We start from the raw sequence: 14,669 nt of genomic DNA, 5'->3' as shown, positions 1-14,669 counted from the left end.
TTCTTTTCGAGCGACATTTTCTGAACACGGCTCCAAGTCGGCCTCCATGCTGCAGACCATCGCCGATGACATCTGGGGCCAAGAGTGCCTCGCTTATCACGTTCAGCCGGATCTTTCGCTCGAGACGCGAGCCTCCCTCAAGGCGCTTCAGACGGCCCTCGCGGAGCGCTGGCCCGTGCCGCTCCACCTCGCGCCATCAGGCGCCTTGCATGTGACGCTCTATGCCCTCGTCCAGGTCAAGGCGCGGTTCGACAAGGAAGGTTACTGGAGCGCCATCGCCGAGCCTTGCCGCGCATTGCTGGAAAGCCTGTGCGAAGGTCAGGGGCCCCTGACTTTGCGCTTCTCGAAACTCAAGGTGACGGACACCGCCATCATTGCCGTTGCCACTGACGAGACGGGCTTGATTGCGACGATCCGCGAGAATATCGCCGACCTCATCCCGCCACCGCCCGGCCTCAAGCCCATGCGCTACGACCTCATTCACTCGACGCTGGCGCGCTACCGCACCTCCGATGTGATTCCGGACAGCGTGATGCGCGATGTCGAAGCGATCCCGGTTTCGATTGGAGCACCCGTGGAGCGCCTCAAGATCATCCGCGAAACCCTTTTCCCATGTCAGATCGTCAATGAAATCTTCTCGTTTCCTCTCCATCCATGAAGCGCCCCCGCTTCATCGCTGGTCGCGTGCCGGCGATTTCGAAGAGCTGAGGCGCTGCACTTGTCGCACCACCGCCGGAGCCTTGCGGTGAATGGCGTCGGTTGGGATCCCGCTTGAGAGTCGCTATGGTCGCGCTTCGATTCTCACGGTGAAGAGGACAGCGGGCATGACCAAGTCGGTGCTGGGGATCATCGGCGGATCGGGGGTCTACGATCTTCCGGGCATTCAGGATGTCCGCGAGATCCGCATCTCCTCTCCCTGGGGCGAGCCCTCCGACGTGCTGCGCATGGGGCGCATCGGGGAAAGGGATGTGGCCTTTCTTCCGCGCCATGGCCGAGGTCATCGCTACTCTCCTTCGGACATCAATTATCGGGCCAATATCGATGTCCTGAAGCGGGCCGGCGTCACGGACCTGATCTCCGTTTCGGCCTGCGGCTCCTTCAAGGCAGAGCTCTACCCGGGCTCCTTCGTCCTCGTTGACCAGTTCGTCGACCGGACCTTCCGTCGCGAAACCTCCTTCTTCGGCCGGGGCTGCGTCGCGCATGTCCCCTTCGCCCATCCGGTCGGGCCGCTGCTGCAGAAACGCATCGCCCAGGCGGCCGCAGAGGAGGGCATCACCTTCAATGTCGGTGGCACCTATGTGTGCATCGAGGGGCCGCAGTTTTCCACCTATGCCGAGTCCCTCACCTACAAGGGACTCGGCTATGACGTGATCGGCATGACGGCCATGCCGGAAGCCAAGCTCGCGCGGGAGGCGGAAATCACCTATGCGACCATCGCGATGGTGACCGATTTCGATTGCTGGCATCCCGAGCACGACGACGTGGACGTGGCGGCCGTGGTTGCCGTCGCCCAGGACAACGCGGCCAGGGTCGCCGGGCTGATCGCCCGTATCGCGAAATCCTTTCCCGCCGAGCACGAGCCGTGTCCGGTCCGTTCGGATCGGGCTCTCGAAGGGGCTATCATGACGGCGCCGTCCGCGCGGGATCCGGCCTTGATGAAGAAGCTCGATGCCGTTGCCGGGCGGGTGCTGACGTCGTGATCATGCCCGCTTCTCCCGATCTCATGGTGGCCGTCGATCCGAAGGTCGTCCTCAAATGGGTCGAAGGCTGGGCCCTGTCTCGCAGTGTGGCCGGACCGGTGGCCGTCCCGGGAGGTTTGCGCGTCGAAGTCGGTCTGCCGGACCAAGTCCGCCGCTTCGTCTTCCCCCTGCTCAATGCCGGCGCCATTCGGGACGTCGCACAACGGGAGACCGAGCCTTACACCTATCTCAAGATCTGTGCTCCGGCGGAGAGCGTCGCGCCTTTGCTTCCCGCCCGGTGGACCATCCTGGATCCGGGTTTCATGATGCGGAAGTCCTTCGGCGCAGGGATGGAGCCACTGCCCATGCCTGAAGGGTACCGGCTGGCGCTTCGCCGCGAGGGCCCTGTCATCTTCGCTGAAATCTTCGGCGCTGACGGCCAGGAAGCGGCCCACGGACGGGTCGTCCTCAATGGGACTTTTGCCATCGTCGACCGGATCGCCACCGATCCGGCCCATCGCAGGCCCCGACTGGGCAGCATCGTGGTGCAACATCTTGAACGGGTGGCCACGGCCACCGGTGCCGAGATGGGAATTCTGGTTGCCACGCCGAGCGGGTTCGGCTTGTACTCCACCCTCGATTGGGCGTTGTATTCGCCCTATACGTCGGCGGCCGTCCTCCCTCCGGCCGGGTGAGTCGTCGCCATTTCATTCCACTGCTTTGGAGCAGGCTCTTTCATGGACCAGCGCTTCGTGACCGATCTGAAAGCCACGATCCGGTCGATTCCGGATTATCCGAAACCAGGCATCGTCTTTCGCGATATCACGACGCTTCTCGGCGATGCCCGGGCCTTCCGCCGGGCCGTCGATGAACTGGTTCACCCCTTCGCGGGTGGCCGGATCGACAAGGTCGCAGGGATCGAGGCGAGAGGATTCATCCTTGGCGGCGCGGTCGCCCACCAGCTTTCTTCGGGCTTCGTGCCGATCCGCAAGAAGGGCAAGCTCCCTCACGAGACGGTCCGCATCGCGTATTCGCTGGAATACGGCGTCGACGAGATGGAAATTCACACGGACGCCATCGGCCAGAACGACCGGGTCGTGATCGTGGACGATCTCATTGCCACCGGCGGCACGGCCGTCGCGGCGACGCGGCTCCTGCGTCAGATGGGCGCCGATATCGTCGCGGCCTGCTTCGTGATCGATCTGCCGGAGCTGGGCGGAGCCCAGAAACTGCGTGATCTCGGCGTCGAGGTGCGCAGCCTCGTGAGCTTCGAAGGGCATTGAAACCCTATCCAGACCATCTGGGCTTCGCTCCCTCCCAAGAGAGGGGCGAGGCGTGTTCCGGGAACAGGCTCACCGCTCCGGTCGCCGCTCCCAGAACACGACGCCATCGAAGGAGAAGACCTCCTCGCCGTGCTGGTTGACGCCGCTGTTGTGGTGGGACGCCATTCCCCATCCGGGGCGGGAAGCGGAGGTGCGGGTTCCTGTCACTGTCGAGCGGTAGGTGATCGTATCGCCCGCATAGACGGGCTTCAGCCATTTCAGGTTCGTAAAGCCCGGGGACGGCCCGAGCTTCGCCGGGCGCTCTCCGCGAGCAAGGGCCGCATCTCGGATGCGGTCGCGCTGCGCCACCAACAGTTTCATCCAGACGGCGGCGGTCTGCCAGCCGGACGCGCAAAGGTCGCCGAAAAGGCTTTCCTTCGCGGCGACCGGGTCCACATGAAAACGCTGCGGATCGTAAGCCGTGGCGAACGGGATGATGTTCTCGGTCGTGAAAGTGAACCGGCCGAGCACATCGACTTGGTTCACCACGAGATCCTCAAGGTAGGGATTCGAAGAGATCGGCGCCAGTTCGACCTCCGGCGTGGGAGAGGGAGACTGAGCCGGCGGAAAGGCTCGGTTTCCGTTGACCGCAAGTCCGGCCTCTTTGCGCCCGAACATGATCCAGTTCTTCTGGACCATGACGGTCTCGTCATTCTGGTTGAGAACCTCGAACTGAAACCTCACCAGTCCGATGGCGGGCCTGCTTTGGGAGGCCCGGCTGTCCAGAACCGTCATGCGCGATCGCAAGCTGTCCCCCGGCCGCACCGGCCGGACCCATTTCAGCTCTTCGATGCCCGGGGATCCCATGGAGGTGGAATCGAGAATGACCTCGTCGGCGAGAAGCTTCATGTTGATGGAGCACGTATGCCACCCCGAAGCGATCAGAGTGCCGACGAAGCTGTCCTTGGCGGCGATCTCGTCCACATGGAAGGGCTGAGGATCGTATTCCCTCGCAAAGGCGACGATCTCGTCCTTCGCGATGGTGACAGGCCCTAAGATCCTGGTCGTGCCGGGTGTGAAGTCTTCAAAGGCAAAACGGGGCATCAGCTTATCGTCTGCAGAAGCCGAAGAGGGCCGCCGGCGGCCCTTTCCGAGCGCATGAGGTCACGGATCGAACTGTCCGGCTGCGTTGTGCGCCATGCGGATCGGCTCCGGCAAGCGATATTTTGGCGAGCAGGCGAGGACCAGGGCCGCGGCTGATGCAACATCCGCCAGATGCCCTGGCGAAATGAACATCGGGTTCTTGGCCGTACGCGTTCTGAGGGCGACGCCGATGGTTTCGCCTTTGTCGATCAGCGGCGCGGCTGCGCCCTTTTCCTCGGCGAGACCCTTATAGCGCCCGCACAGGAGAGTTTTTCCACAGCCGATCGTCGGACGTTCGAGCCAAAGGCCCATGTGGCTGGCGATTCCGATGCGGCGGGGATGAGCGATTCCCATGCCGTCGAACAGGAACACATCGGGTGTGCTCTTCATCTTTTCGAAGGCTTCCTCCAGCACGGGGCCTTCGCGAAAGCTGAGGAGGCCCGGGATGTAGGGGAAGGGGGTGGGGCGTTGCACCAGCACCGTTTCCACCGGAAGAAAGCCCGGATAGGTCATCACGACGACAGCCGCCTGGGACTGATCGTTCTTGACGCTCACATCCACCCCGGCCAACAGCTCGATCGCATCGATGTCGATGGGGCGGTCGGACACGACCTCCGCCCTGAGCTCCTTCTGGACGGCGATGGCTTCTGCAGGGGAGAGATTCCAGGGATGGCGGTGATGAAGATGCATGGGCGGGATCAGAACACTCTGATGCCTTAACGCCCGAAGGCCTGAAACGGTCCCGCTCGGATTGCGGGCTCAGCCCCGAGGCTCATGCCTCAACGAGGGCTCCCCCTCGGACGGACCGCGAAAGAGTGTGTACAAGGCGCTCCCCAGGAAGCCGAACGCCACCAGCAAAGCAAGCACGAGCTCCGCCGACCCGATGCCGGGCGACACGACGGCTCCACCGACCGTAAAGGCAATCTCTTCCAAGGAATCCTGCATCGGCTGTTCTCCACGAGGGGAGAAATGCAGAAAGAGCCTGAACGGGCGACGAAGCGCCCGTTCACGAATCCGTCAGTTGGCGAACCGGAAGTGGAGAACGTCGCCGTCCTGCACCGGATATTCCTTGCCTTCCAGACGCAGCTTGCCCGCATCGCGCGCGCCGGATTCACCCTTGAGCGTGACGTAGTCGGGATAGGCGATGGTTTCGGCCCGGATGAAGCCCTTTTCGAAATCCGTATGGATTACGCCGGCCGCCTGGGGGGCACGGGTTCCCTTCGTGATCGTCCAGGCTCGCGCTTCCTTGGGGCCGACCGTGAAATACGTGATCAGCCCGAGAAGCTCGTAACCGGCGCGGATCACCCGGTTGAGGCCCGGCTCGGCAAGGCCGATGGCGTCGAGATAGTCCTTCTGCTCCTCAGCGGCGAGAACGGCGATCTCGCTCTCGATCTTCGCCGAAACCACGACCGCTTTGGCGCCTTCCTCCTTCGCGCGCTCGAAGACCTTGGCCGAAAAGCCATTGCCCTGGTCGGCCGAGGCTTCCTCCACGTTGCAGACGTAAAGGACGGGCTTGGAGGAGAGGAGGCCGAGCATCTGGAACAGGCGTTCCTCTTCGGTCTTGCGCTCCACCAGACGGGCGGGCTTGCCTTCACGCAGGAGCACGAGGGAGCGGTTCACCAGGTCCAGGGTTTCCTTGGCTTCCTTGTCGTTTCCCTTGGCCTTCTTCTCGAGGGCGGTCACCCGCTTCTCCAGGCTCTCGAGGTCGGCCAGCATCAGCTCGGTCTCGATCGTCTCGATATCGGCGATGGGATCGATCTTGCCTTCGACATGGGTGATGTCCGTATCCTCGAAGCAGCGCACCACATGGGCGATCGCATCCACCTCGCGGATATTGGCCAGGAACTGGTTGCCGAGACCCTCGCCCTTCGAGGCGCCCCGCACGAGGCCGGCGATATCCACGAAGGTGAGGCGGGTCGGGATGATCTGGGCCGAGCCGGCGATCCCGGCGAGCGTTTCCAGACGGTCGTCCGGAACGGCGACATCGCCCACATTCGGCTCGATGGTGCAGAACGGATAGTTCGCCGCCTGCGCCGCCGCCGTCTGGGTCAGTGCGTTGAAAAGGGTCGATTTGCCCACGTTCGGCAGCCCGACAATGCCCATCTTGAAGCCCATGGCCTCGCTCCTTGCGCAGCCGGCGTCAGCCGGCATTACTCTTATCTTTGCCCGCCTGTTCGCCGGGTCGTTTCACGTCCGTCCAGCCCTTCGCCTCCATGGCGAGGTGGATCTTATTCTGAAAGCTGGCATCCTCGCCTTTGGCGAGGAGCGCCGCGTGATCGGCGATGGCCCGGGTCAGGTCCTCGACCCAGGGCTCCTCAGCCTTGGCGAAGTCGCCGAGCACATGAGCCTGTACCAGGGGCTTGTGCCCCGGATGCCCGATCCCGATCCGCACGCGCCGGTAATCGTTCCCGCAATGAGCGGTGATCGACCTGAGGCCGTTATGCCCGGCATTGCCGCCTCCGACCTTCACCCGCAGCTTCGCGGGGGGCAGGTCGAGCTCGTCATAGAAGACCGTCACGTCGGAGAGCGGAATCTTGAAGAAGCGCTGGGCTTCCGCTACCGCCCGACCGGACTCGTTCATGTAGGTCTGCGGCTTGAGGATGAGGACACGTTCGCCCCCGACCACGATTTCCGCCGTCTCGGCCTGAAAGCGCTTGCGCCACGGCATTCCGCCATGGGCGCGCACGATCTCGTCCACCGCCATGAAACCGATATTGTGACGGTTGCGGGCGTAGCGGGAACCAGGATTTCCGAGGCCGACGAAAAGATGCATCGCGGACCACCTTCATAAGAAACGCTCCGGCCTTGCGGTCGGAGCGTCGAAGCCGTTCGATGGGCAGGACGCCCGGCGAAGGAGGATCAGGCCTTGGCGGCCTCGCCCTCGGCCGCAGCCGGAGCAGCTTCCTCTTCCTTCATGCCCGACGGGGCAACGACGGTGACGAGGGTCACGTTCTCGGCCGAAGTGGCCTTCGCGCCGTTCGGCAGCTTGATGTCCGAGAGGTGAACCGAGGAGCCGATATCGAGGTCGGCCACGGAGGCCTCAATGTAGTCCGGAATGGCGTCGGACGGAACGAGGAGTTCCACCGAGTGCTCGACGATCTGCAGGGTGCCGCCGCGCTTCACGCCCGGGCTCTTCTCCTGGCCGACCACGTGCACCGGCACCACGACCTTGATGGCCTGACCGGCTGCAAGGCGCAGGAAGTCGATATGGACCGGGAAGTCGCGGACCGGGTCAAGCTGGTAGTCGCGCGGGATCGCCCGGGTCTTCTTGCCGTCGACCTCGATCTCGAAGATCGTGGTGAGGAAGTGACCGGCGAAGATCAGCTGCTTGGTCTGGTTGAAATCGAGGGCAATCGCCTCGGCCGCTTGGCCGCCTCCGTAGATGACGGCAGGAACTTGGCCTTGGCGACGAACAGCCCGGGCGGCCCCCTTGCCGGCCCGGTTGCGCGCCACGGCCTTGATTTGCTTGATATCGCTCATGGTCGTGGTCCTTTGAATTGGGTGTAAAAACCGATGGCCGCCAAGGTCCGAAAACCGTGGGCGGCCATGGGGTTCGCGCCCGTGCCTCCAAGGGTGTCGAGCGGGCGCGAGGCGGCTTATAGCGTCAAAGACCCCTTATGACAATCATTTTGGATCGTGGCGGCCAGGCTTCAGCCGCTTGGGCAACATGGACGATTGTTCATTTGAACCCGGCGCGCGGTTGGCCAAGATGGGCCTGTCCAGACCGAGACCAACAATGCTCAACAAAGCTTATCTCCTCCGGCTCCACCGCTGGATCTCTCTGATATTTTCCCTGCCCGTCGCGGTGGTGATCGCAACCGGCCTTATCCTGTCCTTCGAGCCGGTCGTCAGCTCGGCGAGCATCGCGCCGGGATCGGTGACCGTGGGGACGGTCGAGAAGGCTCTTGCCGCGTCCAAGCTGGGCGGGAAAGCCCAGGGCATCGCCCTGTATCCTTATGAAAACGCCGTGGCCGTGACCCAGCGCGGAGCAGCATCCGTGCTGGTGGACGTCTCCACCGGGCAGGTCGTCCAACAGGGCGCCGCCTTGCCGGGCTTCTTCCTGACCTCCCGCCGCCTGCACGAAACCCTTCTGATCAATGCGGGATGGCTCGTGACCCTGTCCACCTATGCGATGCTGGTTCTGATGCTGCTGGGGATCCTCATGGGATGGCCGCGCATCCGCAACACCCTGTCGGGATGGCACAAGGGGGCAGCGTGGTCGTTTCTGCCCCTTCTGATCATTAGTCCCCTGACGGGTCTGTTCCTGGCCCATGGGGTGACCCTCTCGAGCATGGAGGCCCCTCGCTTCGCCCCCGTTCCGCTGATCGATGCGGTCAGGATGGTGGGAGCGGATCACGACCTTTCGCGCCTCAACTGGATCCGAACGATCGGCGGCCGCACCATGGCGCGCATCGACGAGGGCGGCATGGCCCAGACCTATGCGGTCACGCCCACCGGGGTGGTCCCTGCCGGCCAGAACTGGCCCCGCCTGATCCACGAGGGCAACTTTGCCGGGGTGTTTTCCGGCCTGATGAACGCCGCGATCGCATTGGTCATGGTCGGCCTGATGGCGACGGGCCTGCTGATCTGGGGACGCCGCACCTTCAGGCGCAGGGCCGGCAGAACGGTGCTGCGGGGAAAGCCGCAGGTTTCAGGTCAGGCCTGAGAAAGCCTGTCGCGTTGGAAAATTTGGCCGCACGGGCGACGATCCATGATGGGAAGGCCCGGAGGTGAGCGTTCCCATCAGGACCTGACGGGTCAGACCTGTGCCTTGAACGTGCGCCCAAGATCCGTGCCTGATGCCACATAATGCCTGAAGACGTAGAGCAGGGGCTGCCAGCGGCTGACGTCGATATAATTCGTTCCCGCAATCGTCACGTCGTCATGGGCGTGCACGCGCTCGACCTTTGTCTCGATGATTGCGAAGGAATGTTCGCAGCCGATCTCCCAAGGGCCTCCGCCCGGCGCATGGGCGGCCACGATGCGGGCCTCGAATTGCAGCGGGCATTCGGCAATGCGCGGCGGGCGGACAAGGTCCGAGGGAAGGGGCGTAAGGCCCGCCGCCTCGAACTTGCGCGGCTCATGATGGTAACCTGAAGCGGCCTTGTATGCGGGAACCGGATCGCGACCTGTCGTTCGGGCGAGGCGTTCAACCTTCTCCCACAGGTCGGCAGGGGCGAAATTAATGACGCATTCGCCCTCGCGAATCGCATTTTCGCTCCCTTGCCCTCCGGTCGCCATTCCAAGAACGACCCGGTCGTTCAACGCCCAGGCGGATGACATGGGCGAAATGTTGGGAGTGCCGTCGAAATTCAGGGTCGTAATCAGGGCGACCGGCGTCCCGACATAGAGAACCGGCGGCTCAATCACGCGGTGCGAGGGAATAGCGGCATCGGGAGGGCAAATCATGGTTACCTATGTTCCGTTGATATGATGCAACGGAACATAGGCGGACCAGATGAGCTTGACGATGCTGAACGCTTCGGCGGCGGCCGAAGCGTCAGGCCCAATCCTTCGGATGTATTCCTAGTCGAACAGGCTCGACACCGAGCTTTCCGTGGCGGTGCGGCCGATGGCTTCGCCCATCAGCTGGGCGATCGGCACGACGCGGATGTTGTGGGCGACCTTCACGGCCTCGGTCGGCATGATCGAGTCCGTGATCACGAGCTCCTTGAGCTTGGAATTCGCGATGCGCGAGACGGCGCCGCCCGAGAGGACGCCGTGGGTGATATAGGCATAGACCTCCTTGGCGCCGTTGGCCAAGAGAGCATCCGCCGCGTTCACCAGGGTCCCACCCGAATCGACGATGTCGTCCAGAAGGATGCAGGAGCGGCCATGGACGTCGCCGATGATGTTCATCACCTCCGACTCACCTGGCCGTTCGCGGCGCTTGTCGACGATGGCGAGCGGCGCATCGATCCGCTTGGCCAGGGCCCTGGCGCGCACCACGCCGCCGACATCCGGGGAGACCACCATGCGGTCGCCGCCGTCGAGACGTTCCTTCACATCGCGGGCCATGATCGGCGCGGCGAAGAGGTTGTCGACCGGAATGTCGAAGAAGCCCTGGATCTGCCCCGCGTGGAGATCGAGAGTCAGCACCCGGTCGGCGCCCGCATGGGTGATGAGGTTGGAGACCAGCTTGGCCGAGATCGGGGTGCGAGGGCCGGGTTTACGGTCCTGGCGGGCATAGCCGAAATAGGGGATCACCGCCGTGATGCGCCGGGCCGAGGAGCGGCGCAGCGCATCGATGATAATGAGCAGTTCCATCAGGTGGTCGTTTGCCGGAAACGACGTCGACTGGATCACGAACACGTCCTCGCCGCGCACGTTTTCCTGGATTTCGACGAACACTTCCATGTCGGCGAAGCGCTTCACCTGACATCTGGCGAGCGGAACGTTGAGGTAGGCGGAGATGGCCTCTGCCAGCGGACGGTTGGAATTTCCCGCGACAAGCTTCATGAACGCATCTTTGGCTCTAAGAGTGACCTGATGAGCCTCCCGCGTGACGTTGTTGCCCTTGTGCGGCAAGGCGCTTGCGTCTTAGCAGCGATAGGAAACCGTCACAATACACGCAAAGCCGCAGTTCGACGCTTTTCTGCGTTGTTCGCCGTCCGTTACTGCGCCGCAACAGCCTCGCCGTCGATGCTGGCCGCCGCCGTCCGGATCGGGGCGCCGGAGCGGGCATCGCTCAGAAATTGAGCGATTTCGTCCATGCTGGCGCTAGCCAGCTTGGCGAGAGCCTCCTTGTCGGACGCGGATATGGCCTTGCCCGCAACCTTGGCGGGGCTTGTCCCCTCAAGGCGCTTGGCACGCCTGTTCTCCGAATCGAACACGTCCCACACATAGGCAACCTTGGTCTCGCCCTTCACGGTCTGGGTGGACAGATAGCCGCGCACCCGATAGCGGGCCTCGGCCGTCGATCCGACTAGCGCGACCTTCCGGTCGGCCGCGGCGGTGGTGAGCTCGTTGATCAGGGCCGTACGAACCGGGGGTGCGGCGCCGTCGATGCTCTCGAGGGCGATCGGAACGCCCTCGGGCGAGCCGGAGGAGAGGGAATCGGTCTGGCACGCGCCGAGCAGCATGGTCATCGCCACGGCAGCCATCTGTCCAGTCTGCTTGATCCGAGCCATGAGCCCCCCTCCAACCTCTGTTTTGGTAACAGAGTATTAAGCTTAACGGCTCTCCACGTCCAGATCAGGGGTGTTTGCGCATCCGCAAGGCCGCTTCGTCGAGGGCGAGGGCCACGAGTCCGGCCGCGAGGCCCCAGAAGGCGGAGCCGATCCCGAACAGGGACAGGCCCGAAGCGGTCACCGCCAGGGTGAGAACCGCCGGAAAACGCTTGAACTCGTCGGAAAGGGCGGAACTCAGGGCTCCAGTGAAAGCACCCATCAGGGCAAGCCCCGCCACCGTCTTGATCAGCTCCGGCGGCAAAGCCGCCATCAGGGCGATCAGGCCGCCGCTGAACACGGCGAAAAGCAGGTAGGACAAGGCATAGAAGGGCCCCACGAGCCAACGCTTGCGAGGATCCGGATGGGTGTCCGGACCGGTGCAGATGGCCGCCGAGATGGCGGCCAGATTGCTCGTGTGGGCGCCGAAGAGGGCGCTGACGACGGATGCGAGGCCGGTGACGGCCAGGATTGGCCGCGAAGGCGGCGTATAGCCGGAGGCGCGGAGCACCGCAAAGCCGGGCAGGTTCTGCGATGCCATCGTCACCAGAAAGAGCGGCAGGCCCAGGCCGATCAGCACGGTAGGTTCGAAGACAGGGGGGACGAACACCAGCGACGAAGGATCGATTCCGGTGGCGGGCAGATGGGCCGAGCCGTTGCCGAACGCGAGGCCGAGGCCAATGAACAGGACGGCCAGCACGGCCAGGGCAGGATTGAACAGTCGGGCGACCAGGAAGATGGCCACCAGCGGCAGGACCAGCTTTGGGGCGCCTTGCGCGCTCTCGAACACCGCCATCACGAAGCGGATCAGGATCCCCGCCAACATGGCCGCCGCGATCGCCGTCGGGATTTTCTCGATCAGCCGGCCGAAGGGCTTGAAGGCCGCGGCGAGGACGATGAGCGCTCCTGCCAGAAGAAAGGCGCCCACGGCCGCGTTTACCGAGATGCCGCTCGAGGCTGCGATGAGCGCCGCTCCGGGCGTCGACCACGCCGTGACCACGGGAATACGGTACCGGACACTCAGGAAGCCGCTCGTCGCCGCCATGCTCAGGCAAAGGGCGGCGACCCAAGAGGTTGTCTGCGCCGCATCGGCTCCCACCGCGTGGGCCGCGGCGATGATGATGGCGATCGTGCTGCCGAACCCGACGAGGGCCGCAATGACGGCGGATGAAATGATCGAGAGGCGCATGGGGCGAATCCGATAATGGTTCGGAGCTTAGCGGTTTAATTCGGCCGGCCTCTTCTTGCCAGTCTGTCGCGGCTCTTCCCTCGGGAATCCTGAATCCTTAAATCTGTCCTATGAGTCGCAATACATACAACGACGTTCCCCCCGATATTCTGGAGAACGAGGACGACGAGGAAGGGACTGCTCTCGAGAGCGGCTCCGATGTGGAGTTCGACCTCGAAGCCAACCCCAACTCCGTTCACAAGGGAACGGAGGTCATCCGGCGCTTCTGGACGACCCTGCCTCAGGCGCCCGGCGTCTACCGGATGCTCGATGCCAAGGGGGACGTGCTCTATGTCGGCAAGGCCAAGAGCCTGAAGGCCCGTGTCGGCTCCTATGCCCGGGGGCAGGCCCATTCGAACCGGATCGCCCGCATGATCGGCGAAACGGCCTCGATGGAGTTCGTCACCACTGCGACCGAAACCGAAGCCCTGCTGCTGGAAGCCAATCTCATCAAGCAGCTTCGGCCTCGCTACAACGTCCTGATGCGGGACGACAAGTCGCTCCCCTACATCCTCCTGACCGGCGACCATGAGGCCCCGCAGCTCGTCAAGCATCGCGGCGCCCGCAAGCGCAAGGGGGATTATTACGGTCCATTCGCCAGCGTCTGGGCCGTGAACCGCACCATCAACGCGCTTCAGCGCGCATTCCTTCTGCGCTCCTGCAACGACAGTTATTACGAAAACCGCACGCGCCCTTGCCTGCTGTTTCAAATCAAGCGCTGCTCGGGCCCCTGCACGAAAGAGATCACGGCGGAGGAATACGCCTCCTTGGCCGATGAGGCGCGGGCCTTCCTTTCGGGCAAGTCCAACGCGGTGAAGGCTCGCATCACCGCGGAGATGCAGGAAGCGGCCGAAGAGCTCGAATTCGAGAGGGCGGCCCGGTGCCGGGACCGGTTGGCCGCGCTTTCCGCCATTCAGGGCGTTCAGGGCATCAACACCCAGTCCGTGGAAGAGGCGGACGTGTTCGCGCTCGACGAGCAGGCCGGTCAGTTCTGCGTGGAGGTCTTCTTCTTCCGCAACTGGCAGAACTGGGGCAATCGCGCCTATTTTCCGAAGGCCGACAAATCGATGAACCCCGAGGAGGTTCTGTCGTCCTTCGTCGCCCAGTTTTATGACGACAAGCCGGCGCCGCGCCTGATCCTCCTGTCCCACGAGATCGAGGATGCCGAACTCATGGCGGCGGCGCTCTCGACCCGCGCGGAGACGAAGGTCGAGATCCATGCGCCCCAGCGGGGCGAGCGGCGGCAGCTCATCGATTATGTGCAGCGCAATGCCAAGGAGGCTCTCGGGCGGCGTCTCGCCGACACGACATCCCAGCAGAAGCTCCTCGTATCCCTCGGGCAGGCTTTCGGATTGCCCCGCGCTCCGCGGCGCGTCGAGGTCTATGACAACTCCCACATCATGGGGACCAATGCGGTAGGGGCGATGATCGTTGCGGGCGCGAGCGGCTTCATGAAGCAGCATTACCGGACCTTCAACATGAAGTCCGAGGACCTCAAGCCCGGCGACGATTACGGCATGATGCGGGAGATGCTGCAGCGGCGCTTCGCGCGCCTCGTGAAGGAGGAACCGCGCTCCTCCGCCTCCCGCGAGAGCGGGGACGGGGAGGGCGCCCTGGCGGTCATTTCCGAGACACCCGCCACCGGTCTTCCCGATGCGGCACAAGGGGAGTACGAGGCTCCCGATGACGACAGCTTTCCGGCCTGGCCCGATCTGATCCTGATCGATGGCGGCAAGGGACAACTGGAGGCTGCCCGGCAGGCTCTCGCCGAGGTCGGCGTGAGCGAGCAGGACGTGGCCGTCATCGGTATCGCCAAAGGGCGGGACCGGGATGCCGGAAGGGAAACCTTCTTCAAGCCCGACCAGCCTGCTTTCAAGATGCCGCCGCGCGATCCGGCGCTCTACTTCGTGCAGCGCCTGCGGGACGAAGCGCATCGCTTCGCCATCGGCGCCCATCGGGCAAAGCGCAAGCGTGAGATGGTGAAAAACCCGCTCGACGAAATCGCCGGCATCGGGCCGACCCGCAAGCGCGCGCTGCTGCATCATTTCGGGACCGTCAAGGCCATCCAGCGGGCGGCTCTCGAAGATCTGATGAAGGCACCGGGCGTCAATGCGGCGACCGCGCGGGCCGTTTACGATTTCTTCCACGACAAGGGATGAGAAAACTGTTTCATCACGATCCCTCGATAAAG

At 63.7% G+C, this 14,669-nt stretch carries 16 protein-coding genes; 6 read left to right on the top strand and 10 right to left on the bottom strand.

Annotation, left to right across the window (positions count from 1 at the left end; genetic code table 11):
• The first annotated feature begins 46 nt into the window (after positions 1-46).
• The 4 genes from LJD17_RS13750 (at position 47) to LJD17_RS13735 (ending at position 2,962) form a co-directional block, all read left to right on the top strand.
• On the top strand, positions 47-658 hold the full coding sequence (locus tag LJD17_RS13750; RefSeq protein WP_227384747.1) for a hypothetical protein: 612 nt from the start codon (positions 47-49) through the stop codon (positions 656-658).
• A 166-nt stretch (positions 659-824) separates the two neighbouring features.
• The gene (locus tag LJD17_RS13745) at positions 825-1,700 is read left to right on the top strand and encodes an S-methyl-5'-thioadenosine phosphorylase (protein ID WP_227384746.1); all 876 of its coding nucleotides are present in this window, start codon (positions 825-827) and stop codon (positions 1,698-1,700) included.
• Between the two features lie 2 nt (positions 1,701-1,702).
• Entirely contained in the window at positions 1,703-2,374 is a 672-nt protein-coding gene (locus tag LJD17_RS13740; protein ID WP_227384745.1) for a GNAT family N-acetyltransferase, read from the top strand.
• A 42-nt stretch (positions 2,375-2,416) separates the two neighbouring features.
• The gene (locus tag LJD17_RS13735) at positions 2,417-2,962 is read left to right on the top strand and encodes an adenine phosphoribosyltransferase (RefSeq protein WP_227384744.1); all 546 of its coding nucleotides are present in this window, start codon (positions 2,417-2,419) and stop codon (positions 2,960-2,962) included.
• A gap of 69 nt (positions 2,963-3,031) precedes the next feature.
• On the opposite strand, the gene LJD17_RS13730 is transcribed toward LJD17_RS13735, so the two are convergent.
• The 6 genes from LJD17_RS13730 to LJD17_RS13705 all read right to left on the bottom strand — a co-directional run bounded on the left by LJD17_RS13730 (position 3,032) and on the right by LJD17_RS13705 (position 7,564).
• Positions 3,032-4,045, bottom strand: coding sequence for a MaoC family dehydratase (locus tag LJD17_RS13730; protein ID WP_227384743.1), 1,014 nt, complete (start codon positions 4,043-4,045; stop codon positions 3,032-3,034).
• 60 nt (positions 4,046-4,105) lie between these two features.
• Positions 4,106-4,774, bottom strand: coding sequence for a deoxyribonuclease V (nfi, locus tag LJD17_RS13725; RefSeq protein WP_227384742.1), 669 nt, complete (start codon positions 4,772-4,774; stop codon positions 4,106-4,108).
• A 69-nt stretch (positions 4,775-4,843) separates the two neighbouring features.
• A complete protein-coding gene (locus tag LJD17_RS13720) occupies positions 4,844-5,029 on the bottom strand; it encodes a hypothetical protein (protein ID WP_227384741.1) in 186 nt (61 codons plus the stop codon).
• A gap of 72 nt (positions 5,030-5,101) precedes the next feature.
• Positions 5,102-6,199 (bottom strand): redox-regulated ATPase YchF, encoded by a 1,098-nt coding sequence (ychF, locus tag LJD17_RS13715; protein ID WP_227384794.1) that lies wholly within the window; start codon positions 6,197-6,199, stop codon positions 5,102-5,104.
• 25 nt (positions 6,200-6,224) lie between these two features.
• On the bottom strand, positions 6,225-6,857 hold the full coding sequence (pth, locus tag LJD17_RS13710; protein WP_227384740.1) for an aminoacyl-tRNA hydrolase: 633 nt from the start codon (positions 6,855-6,857) through the stop codon (positions 6,225-6,227).
• Between the two features lie 86 nt (positions 6,858-6,943).
• The gene (locus LJD17_RS13705) at positions 6,944-7,564 is read right to left on the bottom strand and encodes a 50S ribosomal protein L25/general stress protein Ctc (protein WP_227384739.1); all 621 of its coding nucleotides are present in this window, start codon (positions 7,562-7,564) and stop codon (positions 6,944-6,946) included.
• 256 nt (positions 7,565-7,820) lie between these two features.
• Here LJD17_RS13705 and LJD17_RS13700 point away from each other — a divergent pair, with 256 nt between their 5' ends.
• Positions 7,821-8,750, top strand: coding sequence for a PepSY-associated TM helix domain-containing protein (locus tag LJD17_RS13700; protein ID WP_227384738.1), 930 nt, complete (start codon positions 7,821-7,823; stop codon positions 8,748-8,750).
• Positions 8,751-8,842: 92 nt separating this feature from the next.
• On the opposite strand, the gene LJD17_RS13695 is transcribed toward LJD17_RS13700, so the two are convergent.
• From LJD17_RS13695 to LJD17_RS13680, 4 genes are all read right to left on the bottom strand, one after another.
• A complete protein-coding gene (locus LJD17_RS13695; protein ID WP_227384737.1) occupies positions 8,843-9,493 on the bottom strand; it encodes a flavin reductase family protein in 651 nt (216 codons plus the stop codon).
• A gap of 117 nt (positions 9,494-9,610) precedes the next feature.
• Complete coding sequence (locus LJD17_RS13690) at positions 9,611-10,543, bottom strand: ribose-phosphate pyrophosphokinase (protein ID WP_227384736.1); 933 nt, start codon at positions 10,541-10,543, stop codon at positions 9,611-9,613.
• Between the two features lie 155 nt (positions 10,544-10,698).
• The gene (locus tag LJD17_RS13685) at positions 10,699-11,214 is read right to left on the bottom strand and encodes a hypothetical protein (protein WP_227384735.1); all 516 of its coding nucleotides are present in this window, start codon (positions 11,212-11,214) and stop codon (positions 10,699-10,701) included.
• Between the two features lie 64 nt (positions 11,215-11,278).
• A complete protein-coding gene (locus LJD17_RS13680; RefSeq protein ID WP_227384734.1) occupies positions 11,279-12,439 on the bottom strand; it encodes a benzoate/H(+) symporter BenE family transporter in 1,161 nt (386 codons plus the stop codon).
• 110 nt (positions 12,440-12,549) lie between these two features.
• On the opposite strand from LJD17_RS13680, the gene uvrC reads away from it, so the two are divergent.
• Positions 12,550-14,637, top strand: coding sequence for an excinuclease ABC subunit UvrC (uvrC, locus tag LJD17_RS13675; protein WP_227384733.1), 2,088 nt, complete (start codon positions 12,550-12,552; stop codon positions 14,635-14,637).
• Positions 14,638-14,669: the final 32 nt, after the last annotated feature.

Origin of the sequence: Microvirga rosea (assembly GCF_020595095.1) — a bacterium.
Taxonomy (GTDB): Bacteria; Pseudomonadota; Alphaproteobacteria; order Rhizobiales; family Beijerinckiaceae; genus Microvirga; species Microvirga rosea.
This window is presented reverse-complemented; position numbering and strand designations above follow the sequence as displayed.

Excerpts from the sequence above, each read along its gene's own strand:
- LJD17_RS13745 (WP_227384746.1), top strand. The coding sequence starts at position 825 with ATGACCAAGTCGGTGCTGGGGATCATCGGCGGATCGGGGGTCTACGAT.
- LJD17_RS13695 (WP_227384737.1), bottom strand. The coding sequence starts at position 9,493 with ATGATTTGCCCTCCCGATGCCGCTATTCCCTCGCACCGCGTGATTGAG.
- LJD17_RS13680 (WP_227384734.1), bottom strand. The coding sequence starts at position 12,439 with ATGCGCCTCTCGATCATTTCATCCGCCGTCATTGCGGCCCTCGTCGGG.
- nfi (WP_227384742.1), bottom strand. The coding sequence starts at position 4,774 with ATGCATCTTCATCACCGCCATCCCTGGAATCTCTCCCCTGCAGAAGCC.
- LJD17_RS13730 (WP_227384743.1), bottom strand. The coding sequence starts at position 4,045 with ATGCCCCGTTTTGCCTTTGAAGACTTCACACCCGGCACGACCAGGATC.
- LJD17_RS13740 (WP_227384745.1), top strand. The coding sequence starts at position 1,703 with ATGCCCGCTTCTCCCGATCTCATGGTGGCCGTCGATCCGAAGGTCGTC.
- uvrC (WP_227384733.1), top strand. The coding sequence starts at position 12,550 with ATGAGTCGCAATACATACAACGACGTTCCCCCCGATATTCTGGAGAAC.
- LJD17_RS13750 (WP_227384747.1), top strand. The coding sequence starts at position 47 with ATGCTGCAGACCATCGCCGATGACATCTGGGGCCAAGAGTGCCTCGCT.
- pth (WP_227384740.1), bottom strand. The coding sequence starts at position 6,857 with ATGCATCTTTTCGTCGGCCTCGGAAATCCTGGTTCCCGCTACGCCCGC.
- LJD17_RS13735 (WP_227384744.1), top strand. The coding sequence starts at position 2,417 with ATGGACCAGCGCTTCGTGACCGATCTGAAAGCCACGATCCGGTCGATT.
- ychF (WP_227384794.1), bottom strand. The coding sequence starts at position 6,199 with ATGGGCTTCAAGATGGGCATTGTCGGGCTGCCGAACGTGGGCAAATCG.
- LJD17_RS13690 (WP_227384736.1), bottom strand. The coding sequence starts at position 10,543 with ATGAAGCTTGTCGCGGGAAATTCCAACCGTCCGCTGGCAGAGGCCATC.
- LJD17_RS13700 (WP_227384738.1), top strand. The coding sequence starts at position 7,821 with ATGCTCAACAAAGCTTATCTCCTCCGGCTCCACCGCTGGATCTCTCTG.
- LJD17_RS13685 (WP_227384735.1), bottom strand. The coding sequence starts at position 11,214 with ATGGCTCGGATCAAGCAGACTGGACAGATGGCTGCCGTGGCGATGACC.
- LJD17_RS13705 (WP_227384739.1), bottom strand. The coding sequence starts at position 7,564 with ATGAGCGATATCAAGCAAATCAAGGCCGTGGCGCGCAACCGGGCCGGC.
- LJD17_RS13720 (WP_227384741.1), bottom strand. The coding sequence starts at position 5,029 with ATGCAGGATTCCTTGGAAGAGATTGCCTTTACGGTCGGTGGAGCCGTC.